Raw genomic sequence first — 25,378 nt, forward strand, 5'->3', positions numbered from 1 at the left:
AAAAAGGGAATATCACGGCTTGATAAGCGCCAGATACGCTTCCTCGGACAAAATCGTCACTCCCAGGGATTCGGCTTTTTTGATTTTGGCTGCGCCTACTTTCTCGCCGCACACCAGCAGGTCCGTTTTTCCGCTCACACTCGTTTGCACCCGGGCCCTCAGGTTCCTGGCCCGTGCCTGCATCTCTTCCCTGCTGCCCTGTTTCATTTTTCCGGTGAACACAATGCCCTTGCCTGCAATCGCACTGTCGGCTGCCGCCTGATCCTGAAGCGGATCGGGCGCAACGAGATTGAAGCCGAGCGACAGCATGTGCTCGATCGTGTTTTTCAGCCTTTCAATCCCCTGATGTACCGACAGGCTGGTGACCCCGCCAAACCCGTTGATGGATTCTATCTCCTCTTGTTCGGCCTGCAGGAGGTCTTTAAGCGATATGTGTGACAACAGCTTGCGACTGTCGCCTTTTCCCAGGTTGGCAATGCCAAAGGCTGCCAGGAAGCGCCATGCTTCCACCGGTTTTCTCCGGCTGATATTCAGTGACTCGGCCAGGTTTTTGGACTGCACAGGGCCGAAGCCCATTGCCACGAAATCCGCTTCCGTAAGGGCATAGATTTTTTCCAGGGAATCGAATCCGGCGGCCACTATTTTCTGAATGGTTTTAATACCGAACCAGTCGGCATTGCCCAGGGTTTTGAACCAGTGGCTGATGGACTGCTCGACTTGAGCCCGGCACCGGGGGTTGGTGCAGCGCAGGAAATCATTCTGCCACGTCAGCGGGGTTGCACAAACAGGGCAGTTTTCCGGCAGGCTGACCGCATCGGCGGGTTTTATGACCTTTTCCAGCTTTGGGATCACTTCACCGCTGCGGATAATTTCGACGACCGCCCCCCTGCCGAGCCCCTCTCTCACCACCATGCCCGCATGGTGGGCGGTCACCCTTCTGATTGTGGCACCGGAAAGCAGAACGGGTTTAACCTCCATGACCGGGGTGACGTTGCCGGTGCGCCCAACCTGCCAGGTGAGGCCCTCCACATCGGTCTCCGCCGTGGCTCCCTTGGATTTAATGGCGATCTGCCAACGGTGGTGGTGGGCGGTAGCCCCCATGCTGGTTTTCAATTCCTCGTCGACGGCTTCCGCCACGACCCCGTCCATGGGGTAGTCGGTTTTCGATGCGAGATCTTCGACAATGGCCTCCAGGCCATCGAGCAGTTCCTCTCCGCTGCCTTCCCAGCGGGGCAGTTCGTCGTACGGAACGAAATGGACAACGCCGTCGTCCAGTGCCTGCCGGGCTATCTCGTTGACCGTGTCGGACGACACGATGCCCACCACCATGTTGCGCGGGTGCTCGAAAACGCCGGACAGTCTTTCCGTAAAATAGGACTGCCGGACCACGATCTCCCCGAGCCCGTTTCCCCTGCCTCCCAACGGAACCACGCCCTTGTCGAAGGCGCTGCTTATTTCGTAACCGGTCTCCCCGTTGCCCCGGGAGACGAAAGCCCTGCCGTCGTCCCTCCCGGCCAGGCCGTCCAGCTTGGGAGTCACTCGGAAGGTGATCTCTTCGAGTCCGATCTGCACGGCGGCTTTTTGCACCCGGTTGACAAAACGCTCGACATCATCGCGGCTGTAGGCCTTTTCCGTAGAAAGCATGGGGACGGGGTGCCGGATCTCTATTTTCCCGTCAAACCTCTCCGGTTCGACCTTTGTCAGAAAGGGATGCCGAGGGGCGAGCTCCCGCAGGCGCTCCACCAGTTCGTCATATTCCCGGTCGCTGACGAGCGGGTTTCCGCTTCGGTAGGCGGCGTTGCAGGCTTCGAGCCTCTCGGCCAGTTTTTCGATGCTTCGATCTTGCATGTCATATGATACCGGTTGCCAAAGGCTATAGCAGCTTGCAAAGTTTCCCGACAACACCGGCGGCGCTCATACGCCCCCGCTTGAATGCCTCACTCTTGAATCCCGGCTTCCACTGCATGGCGAACAGTTCATCCGACACAACCAGCAGCCCCCCGGCATCGATTCCCAGAGATGCGGCCACGCTGAAAATGCAGGACATCTCCATTTCCACCGCCAGCGCCTTTTTCCGTTGATAGCAGGCCACCTTTGCCGGTGTCTCCCTGAAGGCACCGTCCGTTGTCCAGACCACGCCCTCGTGGAATGGCAACGCTTCATCGTGAAGTACACCGCACAAGGCGTTGCGGAGTGCTTCGGACGGTCGGGAAATTTCTCCCGCACCCACCCCATAGTGGGGCGAGGTACCCTCGTCCACGATCCCCCCGGTCGGAACGACGATATCGCCGATGCGCACGCCGGCATTGAGGGACCCGCACCAACCCTGAAAGATCACCTTTTCAGCCCCCCGGCTCGCCAGCACCTCCATCAGCATAGCAGCGTGCGGTGACCCCAGAAAGGGGCCCGCCAGAGAATAACCGGCCGCCGGTCCATCCCCGGCAAACAGATTTCCGGTAAACAGTGGTGCGGGTTTCGTATTCTCCATTCCCAGGGATGCCGCCAGGGGCTGGAGATCCGGTTTGGGGGCCGCCATGACGGCCACCGGCCCCAGTTGCGGTGAGTTTTTGCCTCTGACAGGCTTTACGATGGGCTCGTCGTTGTCCATGAGAAGCTTCCGGGCAAACCGGAAAAGAGAAAGATCATTTATCACGAAAACACGAAAGTTCAAAAACACGAAAAAGATCATGAAAATTTTCGTGCTTTCCCGCTTTCGTGCTTTCGTGATTGGTTTTATTTTTTTCCACTGAAACCCGACCACCGGCAGCTTACGTCTATGTTTGGATCATTTGAATTTTGGCCATTTGATATTGTTTAGGATTTCGGATTTGGTGCTTGGAATTTTATTACCCTTGTTGCCGGCACAGCCAAATATCTCTGACCTGGCCCACAGGACCAGGATTTCAATACGTGATTAAAGCCCCCGCTGCAGCTGATCACTCGGGCGATGCATACTCCGACAGGGTGTCCTTGATTTCATCGATGGTATCGTACAGCCACATCACGTCTTCCATGCTCAGACGACCGGCTCTCACCGGTGCCCTTTCCGAACCATCCTTTTTGAGCAGTATTCGCGGGCCGATTTGCACTTTGGGCTGTCCCTCGTTGTACTGGTTGATCGTCACCACCAGGCCGGTCTCTTCACACTTCCAACGTTTGAGGACTTTATCTTTTTCGGGGTCGAATGGCATATTGTCTCCTGTAACATCAAATCGTTATCCTACCTGAATTGAGCGTTTCAATATCGGCCATGGAAAATCAGGCCAGCTTCGAAAAGTCGGCGAACTGGCCGAAGAGGGCGGCAATGCCCCCCAATAGAGCGAGGCGGTTGTTGCGGACCTTAAGGTCCTCGGCCATGACCAGCACACCGTCGAAAAAAGCATCCACGGCATCCTTCAGCGAAGCGATTTTCAACAGCGCTTCCTCGAAGTCGCCGGAGGCAAAAAGCGCCGACACCTGGTTCTCCACATCACGGAAGGCCGTCAGCAAATCCTTTTCAGACGCATGGGAAAACAGATCTTCGTCGACCCGGGTCTGAACCCCGCCCTCGGTTTTCCTGATGATGTTGACCACGCGTTTGAACGCCGCCGCCAACGGTTCGAAATCCGGGGCCCCCTTCAGGTCTTCCAGGGCCTTGACCCTTCGCCACACCTGCGGCACGTTTTCCGCCCCCGCACTGGTGACGGCGGCAACGACATCTTTGGAAAAGCCATTTTCAACCAGGATGTGCGCCATGCGGTTTTGGATGAAGGTGTGTACTTTTTCCACGATTTCCGTAAAGTCGAAATCCGCTTTGGATTTAAAAAGTTCGAGGCTTTTGGCGATGAGATCCTGCAGGGAAAAACCAAACGCTTTGTCCTGCATGATGTTGACGATGCCGATTCCCTGCCTGCGGAGGGCGTAGGGGTCGGAAGCGCCGGTAGGAATCAGGCCCACGGAGAAACATCCGCAGATGGAATCTATTTTGTCCGCAATGGCCAGGATGGCGCCGGTATCCGTTACCGGGAGTTTCCCGCCCGAAAACGTCGGTCGGTAGTGCTCCTCTATGGCGCTGGCCACATCTTGGGGCTCGCCGGCCACACCGGCGTAAACCCGGCCCATTACCCCCTGAAGTTTCGGGAATTCCACCACCACCTGGCTTACCAGGTCGGCTTTGCACAGTTCCGCCGCTCTGGTCACCCGCGACCTGAAGCCGGCATCCTTTCCCGCTTGGTCGGCCAGATAGGCGGCCAGCATTTTAACCCGGCCGACCTTCTCCTGCATGCTGCCGAGCTTTGCCTGAAACAGGACCCCTTTCAGTTTTTCTATCCAGGGACCGAACGAGGCCTTGACGTCGCTGTTGTAGAAAAACTTGGCGTCCGAGAGGCGCGCCCTCAGAACCCGCTGGTGCCCGGTGGCCACCAGGCCAAGATCCCTGGTGCGGGTATTGTTGACGGCAATGAAATAGGGCATAAGCTTTCCCCCGCCGTCGACAACCGCAAAATACTTCTGGTGCTCCCGCATGGCCGTAATCAGAATTTCCCTTGGGATCGCCAGAAAATCGTCGTCAAATTTGCCTGCGGTCGCAACGGGAAATTCCACCAGATTGGTGACGATATCGACCAGTTCTTCATCGGGCAGTATGTTGCCGCCCACGGCCGACGCGGCGCGTTCAATTTCCTGCAGGACCATCTGCCTGCGTTCGCCGATATCCGCGATGACTTCGACGCCGCGCAGGGCGTCCAGGTACCCGTCCGGATGTTCTATCTTGACTTTTCCCGGGTGCATGAAGCTGTGCCCGTAGGAGTGCCGGCCGCTTTTGATGTTGTCCAATTTAAAGGGAACGATCTGCTTGCCCAGCAGGGCGACCACGGAATGCACGGGCCGCGCAAACTGAATATCCAGTGTCGCCCATTTCATCGTCTTGGGAAATGGCGTCGCCAGGATGACCTCGGGCAGCATCCGCTGCAACAGGGTCTTGGTGGCCAGCCCCCTTTCCGTCACCCGAGCGCTGAGGTAACGCCCTTTTTCCGTTTCTTTCAGTTTAAGTGACGTAACGGGCACGCCTACCTTTTCTGCAAATTTCACGGCGGGAACGGTCGGATTGCCATCCGCGTCAAAAGCCACCTTCTCGGGAGGTCCCTGCACGTCTTTTGAAATGGTAGGCTGCTTTGCCGCAACCTGTTCAACCATAACGGCCAGACGCCTCGGCGTCCCGAATGTATGCGCTCCCCCGTGTTCGATGCGGGCGGCGCTCAGTTTTTTAAGCAGATTTGCAGTGATGGCCTCCAGAGCGGGTGCGATATATCCCGCGGGTATCTCCTCCGCACCGATCTCAACCAGTAAATTGTCCATGCTCACCTCTACCATTATTACAAACGGAAAACGTATGTCGTTATTTTAGGATTCGATAAAATACGCAACGGCCGGTTCACGCCCCTTTCTTCAGCAGAGGATAGCCCATGGCCTCCCTCTGTTTAAGGTAACCTTCCGCCGCCGCACGCGCCAAATTCCTTATGCGGGCTATGTAGCCGGTCCTCTCTGTGACGCTGATAGCCCCCCGGGCATCCAGCAGGTTGAAGGTGTGGGAACACTTCAGGCAGTATTCGTACAGGGGCAGAACCAGCCCCTCCGCCTTCATCCGCTGACCTTCGTGTTCATACTTGTTAAACAGGTCGAAGAGCATGTCCACATCGGCTTTTTCAAAATTGTAGGTGGACTGCTCCACTTCCTGCTGGTGATGCACGTCCCCGTAGGTCACGGTGTCGTTCCACATGAGGTCGTACACATTGTCCACGCCCTGCAGATACATGGCGATTCTTTCGAGACCGTAGGTCAGTTCTACCGGAATGGGCGACAGTTCGACACTGCCGGCCTGCTGGAAATAGGTGAACTGCGTAATCTCCATACCGTCCAGCCAAACCTCCCATCCGAGGCCGGAAGCCCCCAGTGTCGGCGATTCCCAGTCATCTTCCACAAAACGGATGTCGTGCTCCAGAGGGTCGACACCCAGCACTTTCATGCTTTGCAAATACTGCCGCTGAACATCATAGGGCGACGGCTTCAGCAGCACCTGGTACTGATAATAGTGCTGGAGCCGGTTGGGATTTTCTCCGTAACGACCGTCGGTGGGGCGCCTGGAAGGCTGCACATAAGCAACGTTCCACGGTTCCGGTCCCAGCGCTTTCAGGGTCGTGTTGTGGTGAAAGGTCCCGGCACCCACCTCCAGGTCATAGGGCTGCGTGATGAGGCACCCCTTCCTGGCCCAGAATTGATTCAGCTTTAAGATTATATCCTGAAAATTCATATACGTTCCTCGCTTTGCCATGTGGTTCAAGCACCTCTGAGACCGGCCCTCGACGATGAGGTGACCTTCATCCCGGTGCGGTCAACGGCGGCGTCCAGCAACCGGGCATCCGCTCTGGTTGAAAGAGCTTTTTCCCATATCTGCCTCAGCCTGTCAATATCTTCAACATCACCCAGAGCCCACACGCACCCTCCCCCGCCGGCACCCGTAAAGCGGGAGCCGCACCCGGCATTTACAGCCCCCTCCACCAGTTGTCGGCCGACGCCATCCAAGACCTCCGGCGTCATCGCCGTACGAAGCGCGACCTCCCTGTTCATGCACGCGGCGGCCTCTTTATAATCTCCGGTTGACAGCGCTTCGACGAACCCATGGGTGCACTCGGCCACCTGAACCCACTTGTTGCGATCCGTTCCCGCTATGAACTGCCTGACCCACTCACCGTTGATATCCGCCGATGTGTGGGGGACGCCGCAGTAGGCCACCAGGATATGGTCTTTGAGTTTTTCGGCTTTGCCGGGCGGCTTGACGGAAACCCGCCTGAAATCGGGAGCACCGATGTTTTCAGGCCAGTACCAGGCGTTCACCCCCCCATAAGCAGCTGCAAGATGGTCCTGGAGGCCGCAGGGCACACCGGCGACGCTCGACTCGAGGGCGTGTGCCAGCAGGGCCGCCCTTCTTCTGGTAATCGATCCGCCCCTGCCTGCCCGCCGCAACGCCGCTCCGAAGGCCGCCACCAGAGCGACCGCCGCCGCCGAAGATCCCCCCAGGGCGCTCCTGGGAGGTGAAGATGAATCGATGGTGATGCGAACGCCCGCCGCACCGAAATAATTGGCCACGGCAAACATGAAACCGAGGGGATGGTTGAAAGGCGCTTGCCCCGCATAAAACTCGGCGTCTTCGAAGCCCCTGGAGCTGATTCTGATTCTCTCCTTCTCCCAGGGTTCAAGGACAACGGTGGTTCTCAAAGCCAGGGCGATATTAAAAGTGCAGGGGCGAACAAATCTCAAGGGCAGAAAAAAGGTGCTCAGATCGAGGGTGCCCCCCATGTCGATCCTGCAGGGAGCCGACGCCTTCACCGCTCCCGATTTCAATAGCTCTCTCATGGCCGTGGACATGGTACCCTTCCTGTGGTCGCGTGGGTTGCTTGGGTTATTGAGTTACTCGAGTTATTTGGGTTGGCGAGTAGCGCAACAAACCCAACGAACTCAAAAAATCGCAATGCACAAGGCACTTACAGGGTGAAGCCAGTGCCGGGTCTTACGTGCCGGGGGTTTACAATATCATTAATTCAGAATATTACAAACGTATCCGCCTGAGAAACTTCAGGCTGCGGGGTTCCTTTCCCAGGTGGTAGGGTACGAAGGATTCGAGAAAATGAAGTCCTTCCTTGAGGGCCTGATCAGAAAAGCGTATCCTGGCCGCCTTGTGCAAATCTCCGTTGCCGATCCACTGGAGTTGCTTGATGGTCCCCTTCGAAAGAAAGTGGGATTCCCTGCCATAGGGAGCACATCTTTCGCATACGACACCGCCCTTTGACAAGTCGACATTCATCCGGTTGTGCGGGGCGGCATCTATCTCTATCCGGCAAGTGCAGCAATTGCTGAGGTTTGGGCAAAGTCCTGACATATCCAAAAAACGCATCTGAAACAGGATGCTCAGCACTTCTCCGGAAATCGTACCGGCGTCCAGCTCCGTCAAAACGTATGCCAGCAGGTCGTACACATCCTTCTGTTGCCGTTCCTCCTCCAGCCATAAGTTGACCAGTTCCGCCCAGTAGCTGGCGTAGGCGGTTTTTCTGATATCGGCTGCGATGTTGAACAGCGGCTGTATGAGGGAGGCTTCCTGAATGACGGCAAGCCCCCTGCCCCGTCTTCGGCTGACCACGATGTCCAACGAATTGAACAGTTCCAACAGCCCCCCGAACCGTTTTTTGCTGCGTTTGGCCGACTTGGCGATAAGGGATATCTTCCCCCGGTTCCTGGTCAGGAAAGTGAGGATGAGATCATAATCTCCATAGTCCACACGGCGAATCAATATGGCGGGGGTAGTATATGGTGTCATCGAAAGCTGCAGCTCGGGATACGTTACACCCCCAGCAGGGTCGTGGCGATCGAAAAATAAAGGGAAACACTGATAACATCGATGGATGTCGTCACAAAAGGGCCTGTGGCCACGGCCGGATCGATATCGGCCTTGGCAAAAGCCATGGGCACCAGCGATCCGACAAGAGCGGCTACGGCCATTGAGGACAATATCGCGCAACACACGGAAACAGCCAGTGCCATGGTGCCGAAGACCAGTTGGGCCACGATCCCGATAAACATGCCGTAGGTCAACCCCAATATGACACCGATGGCAAGCTCCTTCAACACGACCGACCAGATTTCCCTGACATTGATCCGGCCGGTGGCCAGACCGCGAACCACGATGGTCGATGACTGCGTTCCGATATTGCCGCCCATGCCCATAACCACCGGAATAAAAGCGGCGAGATATGCCAACTGTTTCAGGCTGGACTCGAAGCCGTCGATGACGTAAAAAGCGATGATGCCGCCGACGCAACTGGCAAACAGCCAGGGGAAACGGATGCGGGTACTCTTGAAAATAGACTTGGTCTCGACGTATTCCTCACCCACACCGGCCATTTTCAATATATCTTCGGTGGCTTCACGCCTGAAGATGTCGATGACGTCGTCGACGGTGACAATCCCGACGAGCTTATTGGTTTCATCCACCACCGGTACGGCCAAAATGTCATAGCGGGCTACGATTCGGGCCACCTCTTCCTGATCCATGTCGGTTTTGACGGCGAACACATCCGTAGTCATAAACGCTTTCAAAGGGGTTTGAGGAGGGACGACGACCAATTGCCTCAAAGAAATGACACCCACCAGGTTGCCATAGTCGTTCACTACGTACAAATAGAAAGGCATCTCCACGTCCTGATGCTCTTTTTGCAGCGATTCAATGGCTTCCTTGGCGGTATTATGCTCCTCCAATGCGATGAAGTCCGGAACCATGATGCCGCCGGCGGTGTCATCGCCGTACCGCAGCAGCCCCTCGACTTTTTCCGAATCCTCCTTTTGCATCAACTTGAGGATTTCATCGGATTTTTCCTCCGGCAACCGGCCGATGATGTCGGCAACATCGTCATTGGGCATGCTTTCCAGGATGGAAACAAATTCCTCCAATTCCAGATCTTCCACAAACTCAAGGAAGGTGTCCTCCTCCATCTCGCTGAAGAGCACCCCCTTTTGCTCGGTTTCCCTTATCATCTGAAACAGTTTTTTCTGGTCTTGAAGCGTCAGGGAGTCGAATACCCTGGAAAGGTCTGCGGCGTGCGTTTTGTCAACGATCTTCTGAAGATTGTACAGCGCATTGCGTCGAAGCAGCCGTTTAATGCTGTCGAGCAAAATTTTATTGCGATCGCCCTGCATAGGAATCCTCGGAAAATATAGAAACTAAGCGTTTCAAATTTTAAGAATTGAACACTCCCCGTAGCAAGCTTAAGGGGAATCTTCACCGTAAGGAATTCTATCAATTATGATTCGCTCGCTTACCCTGCAGCAAGCTGCAGGGAATGCGCTCGCTATCTCGGTTCAAATAGATAGAATCCATTGAAAATATGTTTGTTTTGATCATTCTTAAAATTCGAAACGCTCAACTTAGGTAGAATCAACAGATTTATTTACCATGAAAAGCTTCACTTTGGCAAGCCATATCCTGCAAGCTTGCGCCGCCGCATGAGGGTATGGCTTGCGGTGGGGCGGCCACTATCGTATGATCTTTATGTGAGATTTTTTCTTAAGCGCTTCCAGCCACTCGCCATATTTCTCGTCGACGGCCGCATTGTACAATTTTTCTTCTATCTCCGGAGAGGCTTGCTCGAAACTCTTACCGCCCTTCATGACCACGTCTTCCACATAAAATATCTGGTATCCCCGTTCCGTATCCATTACAGCCGTGTGATCTCCCGCCTTCAATCCTTCAATCGCCCCCTGGATCTGCGGTGAGAAATCCGCATAGGGTATCGTTCCCAGATCCCCCCCATCCTTGGCCAGGGGGGACTCCGAATACTGCCGTGCGAGGGCTTCGAAAGATTCACCGGCGTTCAGTTTTTCCATGACCGCATCTATTTTGGCGCGTGCTTTTGCACGGGCGACTCCTCCGGCGTTGGCATCCACGGCAGCAATGATGTTGCGAAGATGATATGAAAGGTCGCCCATGTATTCATCGGCGTGGCTGTCGTAATAAGCACGCACGTCCTCGGTCGTAATGACAATTTTCGAACTGACCTCTCTGCCGACCAGGCGGCTCCTCAAGATCTGATTCTTCAGTGACCGCCTGTATTCCTGCAGGGTCATCCCCTCTGCTTCCAAAGCATTGCGCAGGTCTTCATCCGTCCACATTTTCGAAGCCTTGAGGCGCTCGATGGATGCGTCTATTTCCGCATCATCCACGGTGATCTTGTTTTTCTTGATTTCCTGGTCTGCCAGCTTCTCGTCGATGAGCCGGTAAATCAGTTCGTCCCTCACCTTATAGAGCATCCGGCGTTCTTTTTCCTCCGAATACCCCATGGATTTGATTCTTTCCTCATAGGGTTTCAGCTCTTTCTGCAATTCGAGATAGGTGATAATATCGTCGTTGACCACGGCAACGATACGGTCGACAATCTCTTCAGCCAAAGCGAGGCCGGCGGTCCACAGTCCCACCAGAAGCAGGCACCCGGCGAACCACCGGCCAATGCGGAGCACCCCCGCTGTGCTATGAATACGGTCCATTCTCATTTCGCTCACGAATCGTTCATTTTTTCCCAGGCAGCGAAATTGACCTCCACCTCGTACCTGTTTTGCAGATTTTCAAGCCAGGTTCGATAGGCTTTCTGGGCTTTCTGCCGTCTTACCAGCTTAACCACTTTGGCATCGATGTCGGGCTCGATCAGATGCCCCTCCTTCTCCGCGCCGTCAGACGGATAAAGCGCCTCATATGCAGCCGTCATCTCTGCCGGCGTCAGGACCACAGACGCTTCCAGATCTTCACGCACCACTTTTTCCTCGAGCAGACGCGTACGCAACTGCTCTTTCCAAACATCGTAGGAAATCGCCTGCTCCAATAGAACCTTTTTGAACTCACCGTCCGGATAGTCGGCCCTAATTCTGTCGACGGCGGCCTGCAGTTCCTCATCGGTAACTTCGAGGTTCATCTCCTCGGCCCTTTCGAGCAGAATCAGCTCCTCTGTCAGCTGATTAAGCAAGCGCAGCTTCAATTCCTTTTCCACCAGCGGGTCCGCCTGGGACTGTATCGGGGATTCAGCCGAGGCCGCATCGTACCGGCGATTGAATTCGGCCACCGATATCGAGCGGTCGTTGACCCTGATCAGGGATTCGAACCTCGGCGGGGTCGACCGCTCGCTGCATCCGCCGACGGTCAGCAAAACAGCGCTCAACAGCGTTGCTATCAAACGGTACCAAGGCATTCCCATTCTAAAATCCGCGTTTCTTTGTTAACGTATGTTTCTAATTAAATTATGCATTTAGGTGATCACGGGTTAACATGGCGGGCAATATCTTTCAAGATATTTTTCGCCTGGGTGAGACGGGCGTATGCGCCTTGATGAGAGAGATGCGCGTTCAATACATATCCCGGTGTCAGTCTGAAACGATCGCCGCCTGCCACGATCATGTCGGCCAGCCTCTCGGGGTTTTCCTGATGCGCTTCCGAGAAATGCACAGTCATATCGCTTCCGGCGATGTCCAGTCGCATGACCCCGGCATGCCGCGCCAGTATCTTCAGCATGATCTTCAATAGCAGGTTGCCGGCTTCGTCCGGCAGGTTGCCGAAGCGGTCGATCAACTCATTTTTAAGCGCGGTAATCTCCGCGATGTCGGTCATCTTTGCCAGGCGTCTGTATATGGAAAGCCGTTGATCGATATCTTCGATATAAGTCTCCGGAATGTAAGCCGAAAGGGCCATGTTGACTTCCGGCTCCAGCTGCGGGATGAGGCGCTCCCCTTTCAACTCGCTGATCGACTCCTCCATCAGTTTCAGAAACATGTCGTACCCCACCGCGGCGATGTGACCGGATTGCGAAGCACCCAGGATGGTACCGCCACCACGGATCTGGAGGTCGCTCATGGCAATTTGAAAACCGGCCCCCAAATCACTGTGCTCCATGAGGACCTTGAGCCGTTTCTGCGCATCCCTTCCTAAATAGCTTTCGTCCGGAATAAACAGATAGGCATAGGCCTGTTCCTCCGACCGCCCCACCCGTCCCCGCAGCTGATACATCTGTGCGAGACCGAACCGGTCGGCCCGGTTAATGATAATCGTGTTGGCGGAGGGGACGTCGAGACCCGACTCGATGATGGTCGTGCAGACCAGCATGTCGATGTCGCGGTCCATGAACCGCATCATCACCTTTTCGAGCTCCCTCTCCTCCATGCGGCCATGGGCGATGTCCAGCCGCACCTCGGGGACCAGGGTCTTCAAGTACCCGGCTGTCTTTTCTATGGTATTGATATTGTTGTGGACGAAAAACACCTGCCCTTTCCGCTTCAGCTCTTTCCGGATCGCCTCCCTGGCGATGCCCTCATCGAACTCGCAGATATAGGTGATAATGGATCGGCGATATTCCGGCGGTGTCGCAATCAGTGAAATGTCGCGTATCCCCACCATGGACATGTGCAGGGTCCTGGGTATCGGCGTTGCCGTCAGCGCCAGGACATCGACGGTGCTGCGGATGCGTTTCAGTTTCTCCTTGTGGCGCACGCCGAAGCGCTGCTCCTCGTCCAGCACGAAAAGCCCCAGGTCCTTGAAGCCGACATCCTTCTGCAGCAGCCTGTGGGTGCCGATGACAATGTCGACTGCGCCCGATTTGAGTTCTTCCACGATCCGCTTCTGTTCGGCCTTCTTCCGAAACCGGCTCAGGCAGGCCACCCGAATGGGATAGCCGCTGAACCGCTCCGAAAAACTGGCAAAATGCTGTTCGGCCAATACCGTGGTCGGCACCAGGACGGCAACCTGCTTGTTGTTGAACACCGCCATGAAAGCGGCCCGCATGGCGACTTCTGTTTTGCCGTAGCCCACGTCCCCGCACACCAGTCTGTCCATGGGAGTGGCCTTCTGCATGTCCTCGAGCACGTCCTGGATGGCCCCGCGCTGGTCGGCGGTCTCTTCGAACAGAAAGCCGGCTTCGAAGCCCCTCAGTTCACCTGTCACCGGCACGTGCTCGAAGCCCTCGTTGACCTTGCGCGCGGCATACAGTTTCAGCAGTTCACCGGCAATTTTTTCGGCCGATTTTTTCGCCTTGCGCTTGACCTTTGCCCAGGAAACCCCTCCCATTTTATCAAGCAGGGGAATGGTGCCCTCGACTCCCATGTATTTTTTGATGAGGGCCATCCGGTCGACGGGAAGATAGAGTTTGTCTCCATCCCGGTACTCTATCAGCAGAAAATCGTTGTCCACTCCCGACAGGTTCATCTTTTCAAGGCACTTGTATTGACCGATACCGTGTTCTTCATGCACCACCAGATCACCGCTCTTGAGATCCTCGAAAGCCAGGATCTGACGGTTCGCCAACCCGCTGCCCCCCTTTTGGCGATGCCTGCGGGCGCCGAATATCTCATCCTCGGCAACCACGGCCACCCGCTCCCCCGCCCACACAAAACCTGTGGAAAGCGCACCTCTGCACAGGAACACGCGCCCGTCCCTCCCAGCGATTCCCCTCAGCCAATAGGGAAAAGAGGTTTCATAACGGACGGCGATCCCGTAAGGTTCGATCAGCGTCTGCAACCCTTTCAGCCGGGCGTCCGTCGCGCACACCAGAACGGTCATGAAGCCGTCTTTTTGCCTTTCCTCCAGCCATGTTATCAATGGCGATCCCGCACGATCCACATGGGCGGGATTTCTCAGTTCGGCGGTCAACACGGCATTGTTTTCAATATGGAAGGGGTAGGTCCTTTTCCCGGCGTCATCGCCGTCTTCTTCCCTCACCACCGACAGCATCCTGAAAGCCAGGGGCAGGGTCTTGGCAAAGGTTTCCTTCAGTTCGGGCCAATCGAAATACATCCTGGTCGGCTCAACGGCAAAAGAGCCGTCGGCGATCGACGCTTCGAAGTTCGTGTCCACCTGATCCTGCGCTTCTCCGGCACTCTTTTCCATGAGTTCGTCATCGACGGAGACCCACAGGGTTTCCTCCGGAACATATTCGAAAAGGGATGACAGCCGGGGATAAATCAATCCGAGAAAACTTTCGATGCCGTTGAAGAGACCCTCCTCCCGGATGCGCTCAACAAGGTGCCTGACCTCGGTCACCGGCAGGCCCAACCCGGCGCCCTGCTTTCTTACCCGGGAGATCAGGGCCCGTTTGTCCTCTTCTTTCAGAATCACTTCTTTGGAGGGAATGACGACCGCTTCCTTCACCGGATTCAGGGTCCTCTGGCTGGCAGCCGAAAAAAAACGGATGCTTTCCACGAAATCACCGAAAAGCTCGATGCGCAGGGGATTCTCGTACAGCGGCGAAAACAGGTCGAGGATCCCTCCCCTCACACAGAAATCGCCCGGTTCCTCGACGATGGTCGCGTGGGTGTATCCGCCTGCAATCAGCTTCGTCACCAGGTCATCCCTGTCGACCTCCTCCCCTTCGAGCACAATATCGGCGTAGGCCACCAGGGATGCTTTCGGAATGATCCTTTTCATCAGGGCGGCCACCGTTGTCACCACCACCGGCGCCTTTTCGCGCTGGGTCAGATTATAAAGCGTGCGCATCCTTGCCGCCGCGGTCTCATTGTGAGAGGCCAGAAATTTGAAAGGCAGAAGATTGTAGGGGGGAAAATATTCGACGATGTGGTCGGGATCGTTTCTCAAAAAAAAGAGCAGGTCATCACGGAACGCGAGGGCACTTTTCGGAGAGGCCGCGACCACAACCATGGGACGTTTCAATTCTTCATACAGGCGGGCCACGGTATAGGCCTTTTCCGCGCCTGAAAACCCGGTGCAGTTCAGGGCGGTCGTTCTTGCGGGAATGGCCCGCAGCAGCGTATCGACTGTAAATTTTCCTTGATTTTGATGCATAAACGAAGTAGTGCAATCTACTCTGCCATACGGTTTGAAACCGATGGGAGATGCAACGTTAAAAGAGATGCCGTCAGCCGATGTAGCTCAGCTGGTAGAGCAGCTGATTCGTAATCAGCAGGTCAGCGGTTCGAGTCCGCTCATCGGCTCCAATAAAATCAGGGGATTACAGGCATTTACGCCTGTTGTCCCCTTTCGTTTTTCGCGCATAATAGCGCATATTAGACTCAAAATCGACAGTTTTGTGTATAAAGGCTACGAAGCACTCACTGCCCTGATCAGTTCTTCCATTGCATGTTGTGCAATCGTCCGCATTTCGTCGTCGGTCCGGTCCTGAATGGGATGGCGTACAAACACGACCGCCGGATCATACCCCAAAGCCAGGGCCTGGGCCTCTCCAGCAGCCTTGAACTCCGATGAGGCCACATATACGCCCGGAACGCCCCGGCCTTCCAATTCCACGATATCGTGCACACTGCACGACGTGCACGACCCTCAGTCCGCAAGGGCTTCAATGACCAGGTCGCATTGTGTGCTGATTTTCTGCTGAAGTTCCACGGGGGCTGTTCTTGCAAAGGTTGGTTTCTGATATCGTTTGACCTTCATGCCCTTTCCGGAAAGCCGGGCCTCGATTTCGTCTAAAAATATGTCCCCGCGGGCCTTCGAGATGTCCAGCAGGCCCACCGTAAGCCCCTGAAGATCCGCGGGCCTGGGCAACCTTTTCCGCCTTTCAGGGGCGTTTTCAGATGTCGGGTCCAGCAGAATGGTTGTTTTCGTCACGATCGGACCTCCTTTGTTACGGATTGGCTCCCCTTGGGACCGCTGGCTACCCACCCCCCGATGATGGCGGAAAATAGCCCGGCGGTTCCGCCGGCATGAACGATGTGAAGTCCGTCCGGCCGGAATTTGGGCAGGGTTGCCTCCTTCAGTGCCTCGGGAACGCCTTCGGCTATGCCGCCTGCCCCGCGAACCAGGTCCGCTCCGGGAAATTGGAGCAGGCCGTCCAACTCCTCCCTCAGTCTCGATTTTGTCCATCCCGCCCTGCTGAATATGCGGCCGTGTTCAGGGGACACCACCAGCATGGCGTCAGCGGCCATGGGGATCTTGGGATGTGCCACGTTTCGAAGGCACAGGGCATAGGTCCGCGCAAGGGATTCGGGCGTGCGGGACAGCTGATCAAAAACGGCCTGAACCCCGTCTCCAGCGAACAGGGTCACCGTAGATGCGTCTTTTGTAAATCCTCGCTCAACGCTCAGCGGTTCCCATGGCGAATCGTCTTCCTTCTCCGCAAAACAGAAGGTGTACTTGCCGGGGTTTCCCAGCGTTGAGCGGTCGATCTCGTCCGGCCGGCCCCCGCCTACATTTCGAACCACCAGCTGCAGGGTGCGGCCGATGGTGGCATTGGCCCGGTTTCCCTGACCCAGGGCGTTGACACCCGAATTCATGCCGATGGCTTTGGTCACGGGGCCGTTGACGACCACCACCGGCCCTGAGAAATAGGTTGTGGCCAGTAGACCATGCAGGCAGAAGTCGTCTATTAAAGCCGCTTCAACAGCAGCGAGCACGACCGGCATATACTCCGGCTTGCACCCGGCCATGACTGCGTTGATTGCCACTTTTTCCACGGTACAGGGTGCCTGGTTGGGAGGGATGCGGCCCACAACCTCGTCCGCTGCCCGGTCGGTGCCCCGGAGCATGCGGACCACGCGGACCTCGGTGGGCGGAACCACGGGCAGTCCGTCGGTCCACCCGCGGGTAAAACAAGTCTCCACATCGTCTTCCAGCTGCGGAGATTCAATGCGCCTCGAAGCCAGGGGGACCTTGCCGAACCGCACGGCCAGTTCCTCGGCAATGCCGGGTTCCACATTTTTCGCTCCGCACCCCGGCCGAAACTCGGGCAGGTCACCGCCCAGACCGTCCATGCCGGACAGCCTCCGCCATTCGGCCCTGTCCCATCCCACGGCGCGCCCTGTCTCTTGGCCGTCCTCCATTCTGATCAGCGTGGGGACCGTTTCAATATCGAAGTAAAAGGAGGTTTCCAGTGCCGTATCGTCGATCACGCCCGGCAATCCCTCGGGAAACCCGGGATCATCTTGGCAATAAATGGTGAGCGCCGCAATGGCTTCGGCGATCTCCTTCATGGCGGGCACGACCGTGGCGCAAGTCTCGCACGCCCGCTTGCAAAACACAATGTACCCATCCGGCGGTTTTTCCATGGATCGACTCCCAATTCAGTATTCGCTTTACAACCCGCCCTGTCCCGCCCCGCACGCGGGCACCTGATGTTTCACATCGATCTCATGCTTCCGAACGGCAGTGGCCTCAAAGGTTGGGTCACCTGAAGGGCGAGTTAAGCAATCGTCAAAAGTTGGAAATAAATTAGACATCAGGCTGCCCGAGCGAGCGAATAGGGTAAACCGCAATAAACCTCATTCTGGGTTTTAACGTCTAGGGAAGAATGTCCCCTTTTGCGATTATAGCCACTGATCCAGATCATTCGGCTAATCGCTCTCTGGATAGCGCTGACACTATACTGTGTGTCCTGCCTGCGCAGGAATAACAAAGGGTTTAAGTTAAAACTCCGCGGTCCCTGCATTAATTACCAGCCATCATCGCTGCAATGTCGTCGTCCACATCGCCGATCTGTTTGATGTCAAAGTTTTCCACCAGGACCTTGAGCACATTGGGAGAAACAAACCCCGGCAGGGTGGGCCCGAGCCTAATCCCCTTGATGTTCAAAGACAGCAGGGCTAAAAGGACGGCCACTGCCTTCTGCTCATACCAGCCGATGTCGAAAGACAACGGCAGATCATTGATGTGATCCAGTCCAAAAGCGTCTCTGAGTTTCATGGCGATAACCGCTAACGAGTAGGAGTCATTGCACTGGCCGGCATCCAACACCCTGGGGATGCCCCCGATATCGCCGAGATTCAGTTTGTTGTACCTGTATTTGGCGCACCCGGCAGTCAGGATCACGGTGTCTCGAGGCAGCTTTTGCGCCACCTCGGTAAAATAGGACCGGTTCTTCATCCTTCCATCACACCCGGCCATGACAATAAAGCGTTTGATGGCGCCCGATTTTACCGCTTCAATCACTTTGTCTGCCAGAGCCAGCACCTGGTTGTGGGCGAAACCGCCAACGAGCGTACCGGTCTCGATCTCCTGCGGGGCTTCGCATTGCGCAGCGCGTTCGATCAATGCGCTGAAATCCTTGGCCGCTCCATTTTGCCGGTCGGCAATATGGGGCGCCCCTGGATACCCTGCGGCCCCGGTCGTAAAGATCCTTTCGCCGTACGTATTTTTCTTTTTGATGGGGATAACACAGTTGGTGGTCATCAGGATCGCGCCGTTAAAGGTTTCAAAATCCTGGTTTTGGTGCCACCAGGAGCTGCCATAGTTTCCCTTCAAGTGGGCAAATTTCTTTAGCCCTGGGTAATAATGGGCCGGCAGCATCTCGCTGTGGGTGTAGACATCGATGCCTTTGCCCTCGGTCTGGGCCAACAATTCTTCCAGGTCCTTGAGGTCGTGCCCACTGACCAAAATTCCGGGATTGGTGCCGACACCCAAATTAACTTCGGTTATCTCCGGGTGTCCGTATGCGGTCGTGTTGGCTTCATCCAATGCAGCCATGGTTGAAACGGCGCATTCACCTGTTTTCAACACCATGGCGACCATTTCATCGGTGGACAGCGTTTCCGTCGTAGACGCCAGCCCCTCGATCAATTGGGCATATATTTCTTTTTTCTCGACCCCCAGCATGGCCGCATGGTGGGCGTAGGCGCTGATGCCCTTCGATCCGAAAACGACGATTTCCCTGAGGGAGCGCACATCTTCATCTTCCGTGGACAAAATGCCGACGGTCTTGGCTTTTTCCTGGAACTGTGACGCATCTTCGTTGATGTAATTGGCTGCATCGTGAAGGTTATCAGGCAAGGCAGCCACGAGAGACGCTTTCAGTTCAGCCTTAAATGCCTGGGTTTCCTTTACACAGGCGGTAAGGGCCTCGTTGTCGAAATTGGCATTGGTGATGGTTGTAAACAAAGCAGCTGTAATGATGCGACCAGCATCCTCGATCTTGTCTATGCCGGATCGACTCCCAAGCTTTGCAAGGACTGCAATCCCCTTGCAATGGAAAATAATTAAATCCTGAAGGTTAGCTGTTGTTTCTTCCTTCCCGCATACTCCCCGGATGGTGCACCCCGTTCCTTTTGCTGTTTCCTGACATTGAAAACAAAACATTTTTTACCTCCCCTATGCATTGGCTTGATTTTCAACCCTGGAAAGAATTTTCTATTGTTTCGTCTCTAGTAAGACTTGAGGTGCACGGAATCGCTGAGATTATGTAATCAGGATACAACAACCCAATCAGAATTGTCAATCACACGAGAATCTATTTCCAGTGCGTTTGCATCTTATATAGTTCTTCAATCACTTCAGGGGCCAGAGGTTCTGTTTGGTGATGCATTGCCTCAGTGGACAAGGCTCGACCCGGCGGCAGCCGCGGTAAGGGTCTGAAAGGTGGCCTCTATCCCGACTCGAGGGCCGTTGAACCGAGATAACGAGCGCATTCCCTGCAGCTTGCTGCAGCGAAAGCGAGCGAATCATAATTGATAGAATTCCTTACGGTGAAGATTCCCCTTGAGCTTGCTGCGGGGAGTGTTCAATTGCGGTAATTGGAGCTATCGCAAATCTACTGGAAAGATGAAGATACCTTTAGATTGAAACAGCAACGTCGCTCCTAATAAAACGAGGGTTCCAGCTATGTAAAGAGGGTTTCTTACGTATTTGTAGAGTCCAGTTCCCAAAAGTTCTTTGGTTGGCGTAAAAGGTATCGGCGTTCCCTTGGCATAAATCACAAAACTGGCTGAACACCAAATATATGCAGCAACCCCCAAGGTAATAAACACCAAACCAACATACTGAAATACCCTGTTGTTATACTCGATATCATGACCAAACTCTGCCAGGATTTCATGTGGTAACCAGATGATAAAAAATGGAACCAAAAAAATAGGAAAATCACGGTACCAAGTAGAGAAAAAATAGTTATAGAAGTGCTTTTCTTCATTAGAATCTGATTAACTTTAGGCAGATGCACTCAAGCGTCTTCCGGCGGTTCCGGAAAACGGTTCGCGGATTGGGTTTTGATCATCCAGCCGGGATATTCTGCGGGCAATTCGCTGACCTTTTGCAAGCGACCCAGGTCAGCGTCGGAGAGCGTCACATCCGATGCGGCGAGGCTATCTGAAAGCTGCTCCGGGGTTTTGGCACCGATGATCACGCTGGTGACCACCGGCTGGTGCAGCAGCCATGCCAAGGCGATCCGGGCCACGGACACATTCTTTTGGCGAGCGATTTCCCGCATCTCATCGACGGAGTTGAATGCGCGTTCCCTATTCACCGGCGGAAAATCGAAATCAACACGACGGGCACCTGCAGGCCCCTTGCCTTCGCGGTCAAATTTGCCGGACAGCAGGCCGCCGGCTAGAGGACTCCATACCAGCAGGCCCAGGCTCTGGTCCTGCAGGGCCGGCACGATATCCCGCTCTAGATCACGGCCGGCGATAGTGTAGTAGGCTTGCAAGCTCTCAAAACGGAAAAGCTTGAATTTGTCGGAAATCCACAGCGATTTCATCAATTGCCATGCCGCCAGATTGGAACAGCCGATGTAGCGGACCTTTCCCGAATGCACCAGGTCGTCCAGGGCCCGAAGGGTCTCTTCCATGGGGGTGACGGGGTCGAACCCGTGAATTTGATACAGGTCGATGTAATCGGTCCCCAACCGAGTCAAACTGTCTTCAACCGCCTGCATGATATGACTGCGCGATAGACCGGTTTGGTTGGGTCCAGGCCCCATGCGACCAAATACTTTCGTTGCCAGCACCACATCTTTACGGCGATTTCCCAGTGCTTTACCAAGCATCTTTTCCGATTCTCCCTCGGAGTACACATCGGCCGTATCGATAAAGTTGACCCCAGCTTCGAGCACACTGCCGACAAGGCTGTCTGCTGCACCCTGGGACAGTTGTCCGATCGAACTCCAAAATCCTCTGCCGCCGAAGGTCATGGTTCCGAAACACAATTCAGAGACAAGCAATCCGGTTCTTCCAAGTTGTCTGTATTTCATCTTCAATATCCTTCCGTGTTCCTATGCGCTGCAAAATGCAGGTGGTGGTTTACTAAAAAACTAGCAAATCTCTTGGAATGCAAATAAATAATGCTAGTTTTTCAATGACTCTCTTTTCCTAAAGTTACCTTTGTATATTAAACTTACCGGCAAAAAAGTCGACAAAGATTATTTGGTGAAAAATTGAAATCATGACGGTTTCTTCTCTTGGTTGGCCAGGCCAATTTCGTTGAGATTTTTGTCTACAAGAAGATGTACATCACGTTGGGGAAACGGAATTTCAATGTGATTTTCTTTGAGGCTATCCCATATCTTGAGTAGCGCTTCACTGGTTACATTGGCGACCCCATTTTGAGGGTCTTCAATCCAAAACCGCAGTTCCAAATCAACGGAGTTTTCCCCGAAACCCTTTAAAAGACATACCGGTGGCGGATCTGTGAGTACGCGCTTGATGCCCTTGACTGCTTTGGCAATCATCTGAATAACAGCATGCGGATCAGCCTTGTACGTTATACCTACGGGAACCCGGACCCGAATTTTTTTTGAAGAATAGGACCAGTTGATGACCTGTTGGGCAATCAGATCTTCGTTGGGTATTAGATATTCCTTTTCATCACGGGTTACCACCGAGACATATCGCCCCCCCATATGATTTACGTACCCGTATACATCAGCAAGTTGCACCACATCGCCTGGTTTGATCGATTTATCAGATAGCAGGATAAGGCCGCTGACGAAATTTCCAACGACCTTTTGCAAACCGAAACCGATACCGACACCAATGGCACCGCTGAAAAGTGTCAGTGCCGTTAAATTGATTCCAATGCTATTTAGAGCAACCAAACAAACTAAAAACACCAGGATAATATTGACACTTTTGGTTATCATCAAACGTGTCGAGGGCAATATTTCGGGTACACCGACAAGTCTCTTTTCGAGATAGGCACTGAACCAGCCGACACATTTTAACAAGGCAACCAATATAACCAAGCCTTTCATGATGGAAAGCAGTGTCAGATTAATGCCTCCAATGTGAAACCCTGTGCGTTCCATAATTGCAATGGTTTCATCCAGGATGCCGATGATGTTCAATGCCGCAATCGACCAGCTTAACGCGGCGATAACCCGGGACCAGAAGTGATCCAAAATGATGGAGGCAGCCAGCTGGATAATGACCCAAGCCACCGATAGATTCAAAATCAGCGCCATCAGGAAGGTGCTGTGCCCAAGACTGTTGACCCCTTGGACACACAACCATAGAATAAAGATGCTGAAAATGAGCGGCATGAGTTCTATCGAACGATTCACAAACCTTGACAAATAGGAATAATTCCGGATTTTTTCCTGAAAACGATTTTTAACAACATTTCGAAACCATGTTCCGATCAGTGTTCCAATCAACCTGGCTGCCAGCAAGACAAATACCTGTAAAGCAAGCTCTATCAGGTTTTCCCAAACAAAAATATTATGGTAAAGCCACTGCTTCACTTCATCCATACGCTGATTCAGCATTTCGAGATTTAACAGGGTATTCATATTTTATTCCGTCAGAGGAGCGAACGCCATCGCGCCCGAAGATATAAAGTCAATCGTTTAACTGATACCATTTTTCTTACAATTTTGCAAAAGAGGGAAAACCGCTGGAACGATCGCTCCCTCTGATAACACGAGAATGCAGATGGGCTAAATTTTATGTCGGTGGTGATGCTCTAAAAAAAAGCCTGTAACTATCAGAAACCCTGAGTAAGTTTGATAAATCAACGGTCAAGCACGGTTGAAATGGTCAATCGGGGAGACCTGCCTTGCGGAGGGCATTTGTATATCGGTCTACATCCTCAAATCAAGTCAATCAAAAGGCTGTGATACCCTTCTTCTTGTATTGCAGTTAAAATTATGACCAGAAATTTATATTTGATTTGCCTTTATGCTCGATTAATTCTCTGGTCGCATGTCGCAATCTTTCAGCTAATATTTCGGATATAATTCTGTAAAGCACATAATGGAAAGTGATCTTTTCTGCTCCAGCCATATGTTCTATGTGATCGGTATCCACAGCGAGGCAAACAGTCTCTCCTTCGGCACGCACTGATGCAAACCTTGGAGCGCTATCGATAAATCTCATTTCACCAAATACATCACCCCTCCTTTTTAGTACAGCGACTTCTTTGTTCCCTTTTGTGATCTTGACCCTCCCATAGATTATAAAATACATCCAGTGGTCAATACTACCCTCACTGATAATAGTTTCCCCGGATTTGTACATGCGCAATTTGCTCATTTTTATAAAGACTTTAAGATCTTCTATCGTTAGAGGCTCGAAGACCGGCATCTTTTTCAAATCAGATATTATTTTTTCATTTTGTTCTAAATATTGAGATTCTTTCATTTTATAACCTTCCCTTCGGATACTCGGTACAATCTCGTTTATCCTATCGACCCATATTCTCCTTCTAATCAGATACCCTGTATCTAAAATCAAATATCAACGGGGTGGTGATTGATGGAGAATATGACCACCCTTAGGAAAATCAATAGATTCCCCCGGGTAAACCCGGGGTGTTCTGTCTTCGACCGCATAAATCTTTGAATTGATCGCTCGCAGTTGCGCGCTTGCCCCGCTCATTTCTTTGGGTAGTAGGGTATTAAAGCCTCAATACTTATTTTTAGTTGGTTGACATATTTTTCGTCAACGCTCTGTTTTGTTTTCATGGCCAGAACAATAACGGTATGGTGTTTGACCAGACGCTCTTTATAATTTTCCTGGTCCGGTTTGACGCGCTGGGCAAGAAAATAGTTGCTTATAGTATCGATAATATTTTGGGCATGCTTTTCTTTGTTCATTATCCAGCGTACTCTTTGGTTTATTGATTGAGGATCATTTTTTTGGGATAGATCAACAATCAACCGAATTGATTTTTGCACGGTGGCAGCATCTTCTAACATCGCTTTTATACGCGCATAGTCATCATAAATACCACAAGGTATCTGGCAGTGTGCAAATACAGTAAGCGGTGCGATACACCAGAAGGTAGAAATCAATACAACGAGCAATAAAGTGGTCTTACAATTTGTTGTTGTCATTTTTTCCTCCATTGTTGAATTGGTTTAAGCAAAATGGCACCAGACAGCATGATGCCCCCGGAAACGGCATTGAACACTCCCCGCAGCAAGCGTAAGGGGAATCTTCACCGTTGCGATCAGGTTTTGCCGGTTTTGAGTTGTTTTCCAATATGCCAACATGTAGCGATTTCACCGCCTATCGACCAGTATTTTTTACTGTTCATATCAAACAGTAGCGGTTTTAATCTTGAAATATCAATATTTTTCCCGGAGAGAATCGATTCGTCAGCATACGTCTGAACAATTTCTCCGATAAAGACATCATGGGTAGGAAAATCAATAATCCGATCAAGTCGGCATTCCATACATACCATGCATTGCTGTATCATCGGGGCCGTCTTCAGTTCACCGTAAAATATCTCGAATAAAACCGCTTTATCTGTCTTTTTCCCCGTCATGATTCCACAATAGTCCGTCTCGACAACAAGATTTTCAGAAGGCAGGCAGACGCTAAAAGTTTTATTTTCCTTAATTCCGGTGTTGGTATAATGAATTTTTCCCATGCCGAGCGAAATATGGTTGTGGGTCATAATGCCAATATGGGCAATGGTTATAAAATTGGGTTTTCCGCTGACCATAGCACCCACAAGTGTTGTAGGCGTAGGATACAGGGCATTAACAGCATCAAGCTTTACTTTCATTCTTCTCATCCTTTCATTTATTGTTGGCATAATAGCGGAGCATTGTAAACCGGCAGATACCTTGAGCCAGTATCACACATTTAGGCCAACTGGTGGTGATCCTCAAACGACCTGTAACTATCAGGAATATTT

The 25,378-nt window shown here is 53.1% G+C and carries 21 protein-coding genes and 1 tRNA gene; 1 reads left to right on the top strand and 21 read right to left on the bottom strand.

The genetic code is table 11. The features are described from left to right. Positions 1–12: 12 nt before the first annotated feature. From LJE94_03260 to mfd, 11 genes are all read right to left on the bottom strand, one after another. Positions 13–1,848, bottom strand: coding sequence for a DNA ligase (locus LJE94_03260; GenBank protein ID MCG6909128.1), 1,836 nt, complete (start codon positions 1,846–1,848; stop codon positions 13–15). Positions 1,849–1,873: 25 nt separating this feature from the next. Next, positions 1,874–2,608 (bottom strand): nucleoside phosphorylase, encoded by a 735-nt coding sequence (locus tag LJE94_03265; GenBank protein MCG6909129.1) that lies wholly within the window; start codon positions 2,606–2,608, stop codon positions 1,874–1,876. A 328-nt stretch (positions 2,609–2,936) separates the two neighbouring features. Continuing rightward, positions 2,937–3,191: a hypothetical protein gene (locus tag LJE94_03270; GenBank protein ID MCG6909130.1), complete on the bottom strand. Its 255-nt coding sequence runs from the start codon at positions 3,189–3,191 to the stop codon at positions 2,937–2,939. 67 nt (positions 3,192–3,258) lie between these two features. Then, positions 3,259–5,334 (bottom strand): glycine--tRNA ligase subunit beta, encoded by a 2,076-nt coding sequence (gene glyS / locus LJE94_03275; protein MCG6909131.1) that lies wholly within the window; start codon positions 5,332–5,334, stop codon positions 3,259–3,261. A 76-nt stretch (positions 5,335–5,410) separates the two neighbouring features. Continuing rightward, positions 5,411–6,286 (bottom strand): glycine--tRNA ligase subunit alpha, encoded by an 876-nt coding sequence (glyQ, locus tag LJE94_03280; protein ID MCG6909132.1) that lies wholly within the window; start codon positions 6,284–6,286, stop codon positions 5,411–5,413. A gap of 26 nt (positions 6,287–6,312) precedes the next feature. Further along, positions 6,313–7,401, bottom strand: coding sequence for a galactokinase (locus tag LJE94_03285; protein MCG6909133.1), 1,089 nt, complete (start codon positions 7,399–7,401; stop codon positions 6,313–6,315). A 181-nt stretch (positions 7,402–7,582) separates the two neighbouring features. After that, the gene (gene recO / locus LJE94_03290) at positions 7,583–8,347 is read right to left on the bottom strand and encodes a DNA repair protein RecO (GenBank protein ID MCG6909134.1); all 765 of its coding nucleotides are present in this window, start codon (positions 8,345–8,347) and stop codon (positions 7,583–7,585) included. A gap of 23 nt (positions 8,348–8,370) precedes the next feature. After that, a complete protein-coding gene (mgtE, locus tag LJE94_03295; protein ID MCG6909135.1) occupies positions 8,371–9,723 on the bottom strand; it encodes a magnesium transporter in 1,353 nt (450 codons plus the stop codon). Between the two features lie 336 nt (positions 9,724–10,059). After that, the gene (locus LJE94_03300; GenBank protein ID MCG6909136.1) at positions 10,060–11,067 is read right to left on the bottom strand and encodes a SurA N-terminal domain-containing protein; all 1,008 of its coding nucleotides are present in this window, start codon (positions 11,065–11,067) and stop codon (positions 10,060–10,062) included. Positions 11,068–11,078: 11 nt separating this feature from the next. Continuing rightward, a complete protein-coding gene (locus tag LJE94_03305) occupies positions 11,079–11,768 on the bottom strand; it encodes a SurA N-terminal domain-containing protein (GenBank protein ID MCG6909137.1) in 690 nt (229 codons plus the stop codon). 59 nt (positions 11,769–11,827) lie between these two features. Then, positions 11,828–15,358: a transcription-repair coupling factor gene (mfd, locus tag LJE94_03310; GenBank protein ID MCG6909138.1), complete on the bottom strand. Its 3,531-nt coding sequence runs from the start codon at positions 15,356–15,358 to the stop codon at positions 11,828–11,830. A gap of 76 nt (positions 15,359–15,434) precedes the next feature. On the opposite strand from mfd, the gene LJE94_03315 reads away from it, so the two are divergent. Next, positions 15,435–15,510 (top strand) — tRNA-Thr (locus LJE94_03315). Between the two features lie 103 nt (positions 15,511–15,613). Here LJE94_03315 and LJE94_03320 read toward each other — a convergent pair. From LJE94_03320 to LJE94_03365, 10 genes are all read right to left on the bottom strand, one after another. Further along, on the bottom strand, positions 15,614–15,820 hold the full coding sequence (locus tag LJE94_03320; protein MCG6909139.1) for a hypothetical protein: 207 nt from the start codon (positions 15,818–15,820) through the stop codon (positions 15,614–15,616). A gap of 33 nt (positions 15,821–15,853) precedes the next feature. Further along, positions 15,854–16,138: a hypothetical protein gene (locus tag LJE94_03325; protein ID MCG6909140.1), complete on the bottom strand. Its 285-nt coding sequence runs from the start codon at positions 16,136–16,138 to the stop codon at positions 15,854–15,856. Next, positions 16,135–17,574 (bottom strand): thioredoxin, encoded by a 1,440-nt coding sequence (locus tag LJE94_03330; protein ID MCG6909141.1) that lies wholly within the window; start codon positions 17,572–17,574, stop codon positions 16,135–16,137. The genes LJE94_03325 and LJE94_03330 overlap by 4 nt, the downstream gene beginning before the upstream one ends. Before the next feature lie 379 nt (positions 17,575–17,953). Next, the gene (gene hcp, locus LJE94_03335) at positions 17,954–19,597 is read right to left on the bottom strand and encodes a hydroxylamine reductase (protein MCG6909142.1); all 1,644 of its coding nucleotides are present in this window, start codon (positions 19,595–19,597) and stop codon (positions 17,954–17,956) included. 440 nt (positions 19,598–20,037) lie between these two features. Then, the gene (locus LJE94_03340; GenBank protein MCG6909143.1) at positions 20,038–20,265 is read right to left on the bottom strand and encodes a hypothetical protein; all 228 of its coding nucleotides are present in this window, start codon (positions 20,263–20,265) and stop codon (positions 20,038–20,040) included. A gap of 191 nt (positions 20,266–20,456) precedes the next feature. Continuing rightward, complete coding sequence (locus LJE94_03345) at positions 20,457–21,485, bottom strand: aldo/keto reductase (GenBank protein ID MCG6909144.1); 1,029 nt, start codon at positions 21,483–21,485, stop codon at positions 20,457–20,459. Between the two features lie 189 nt (positions 21,486–21,674). Beyond that, complete coding sequence (locus LJE94_03350; GenBank protein ID MCG6909145.1) at positions 21,675–23,021, bottom strand: mechanosensitive ion channel; 1,347 nt, start codon at positions 23,019–23,021, stop codon at positions 21,675–21,677. A gap of 355 nt (positions 23,022–23,376) precedes the next feature. After that, the gene (locus LJE94_03355; protein MCG6909146.1) at positions 23,377–23,871 is read right to left on the bottom strand and encodes a cyclic nucleotide-binding domain-containing protein; all 495 of its coding nucleotides are present in this window, start codon (positions 23,869–23,871) and stop codon (positions 23,377–23,379) included. Between the two features lie 233 nt (positions 23,872–24,104). Then, positions 24,105–24,566 carry a superoxide dismutase, Ni gene (locus LJE94_03360; GenBank protein ID MCG6909147.1) on the bottom strand — a complete coding sequence of 154 codons (462 nt, stop codon included), beginning with the start codon at positions 24,564–24,566 and terminating at the stop codon, positions 24,105–24,107. A 116-nt stretch (positions 24,567–24,682) separates the two neighbouring features. Continuing rightward, entirely contained in the window at positions 24,683–25,246 is a 564-nt protein-coding gene (locus LJE94_03365; protein ID MCG6909148.1) for a flavin reductase family protein, read from the bottom strand. Positions 25,247–25,378 lie beyond the last annotated feature (132 nt).

The sequence above is a fragment of the Deltaproteobacteria bacterium genome (genome assembly GCA_022340465.1).
GTDB lineage: Bacteria > Desulfobacterota > Desulfobacteria > Desulfobacterales > B30-G6 > JAJDNW01.

Bases quoted from the DNA above. Each gene is read 5' to 3' on its own strand.
- LJE94_03365 (MCG6909148.1), bottom strand. From the start codon at position 25,246: ATGAAAGTAAAGCTTGATGCTGTTAATGCCCTGTATCCTACGCCTACA.
- glyS (MCG6909131.1), bottom strand. From the start codon at position 5,334: ATGGACAATTTACTGGTTGAGATCGGTGCGGAGGAGATACCCGCGGGA.
- LJE94_03270 (MCG6909130.1), bottom strand. From the start codon at position 3,191: ATGCCATTCGACCCCGAAAAAGATAAAGTCCTCAAACGTTGGAAGTGT.
- LJE94_03345 (MCG6909144.1), bottom strand. From the start codon at position 21,485: ATGAAATACAGACAACTTGGAAGAACCGGATTGCTTGTCTCTGAATTG.
- LJE94_03360 (MCG6909147.1), bottom strand. From the start codon at position 24,566: ATGACAACAACAAATTGTAAGACCACTTTATTGCTCGTTGTATTGATT.
- LJE94_03305 (MCG6909137.1), bottom strand. From the start codon at position 11,768: ATGGGAATGCCTTGGTACCGTTTGATAGCAACGCTGTTGAGCGCTGTT.
- LJE94_03260 (MCG6909128.1), bottom strand. From the start codon at position 1,848: ATGCAAGATCGAAGCATCGAAAAACTGGCCGAGAGGCTCGAAGCCTGC.
- mgtE (MCG6909135.1), bottom strand. From the start codon at position 9,723: ATGCAGGGCGATCGCAATAAAATTTTGCTCGACAGCATTAAACGGCTG.
- hcp (MCG6909142.1), bottom strand. From the start codon at position 19,597: ATGTTTTGTTTTCAATGTCAGGAAACAGCAAAAGGAACGGGGTGCACC.
- LJE94_03350 (MCG6909145.1), bottom strand. From the start codon at position 23,021: ATGAATACCCTGTTAAATCTCGAAATGCTGAATCAGCGTATGGATGAA.
- LJE94_03355 (MCG6909146.1), bottom strand. From the start codon at position 23,871: ATGAAAGAATCTCAATATTTAGAACAAAATGAAAAAATAATATCTGAT.
- LJE94_03330 (MCG6909141.1), bottom strand. From the start codon at position 17,574: ATGGAAAAACCGCCGGATGGGTACATTGTGTTTTGCAAGCGGGCGTGC.
- LJE94_03265 (MCG6909129.1), bottom strand. From the start codon at position 2,608: ATGGACAACGACGAGCCCATCGTAAAGCCTGTCAGAGGCAAAAACTCA.
- LJE94_03300 (MCG6909136.1), bottom strand. From the start codon at position 11,067: ATGGACCGTATTCATAGCACAGCGGGGGTGCTCCGCATTGGCCGGTGG.
- LJE94_03285 (MCG6909133.1), bottom strand. From the start codon at position 7,401: ATGTCCACGGCCATGAGAGAGCTATTGAAATCGGGAGCGGTGAAGGCG.
- glyQ (MCG6909132.1), bottom strand. From the start codon at position 6,286: ATGAATTTTCAGGATATAATCTTAAAGCTGAATCAATTCTGGGCCAGG.
- mfd (MCG6909138.1), bottom strand. From the start codon at position 15,358: ATGCATCAAAATCAAGGAAAATTTACAGTCGATACGCTGCTGCGGGCC.
- recO (MCG6909134.1), bottom strand. From the start codon at position 8,347: ATGACACCATATACTACCCCCGCCATATTGATTCGCCGTGTGGACTAT.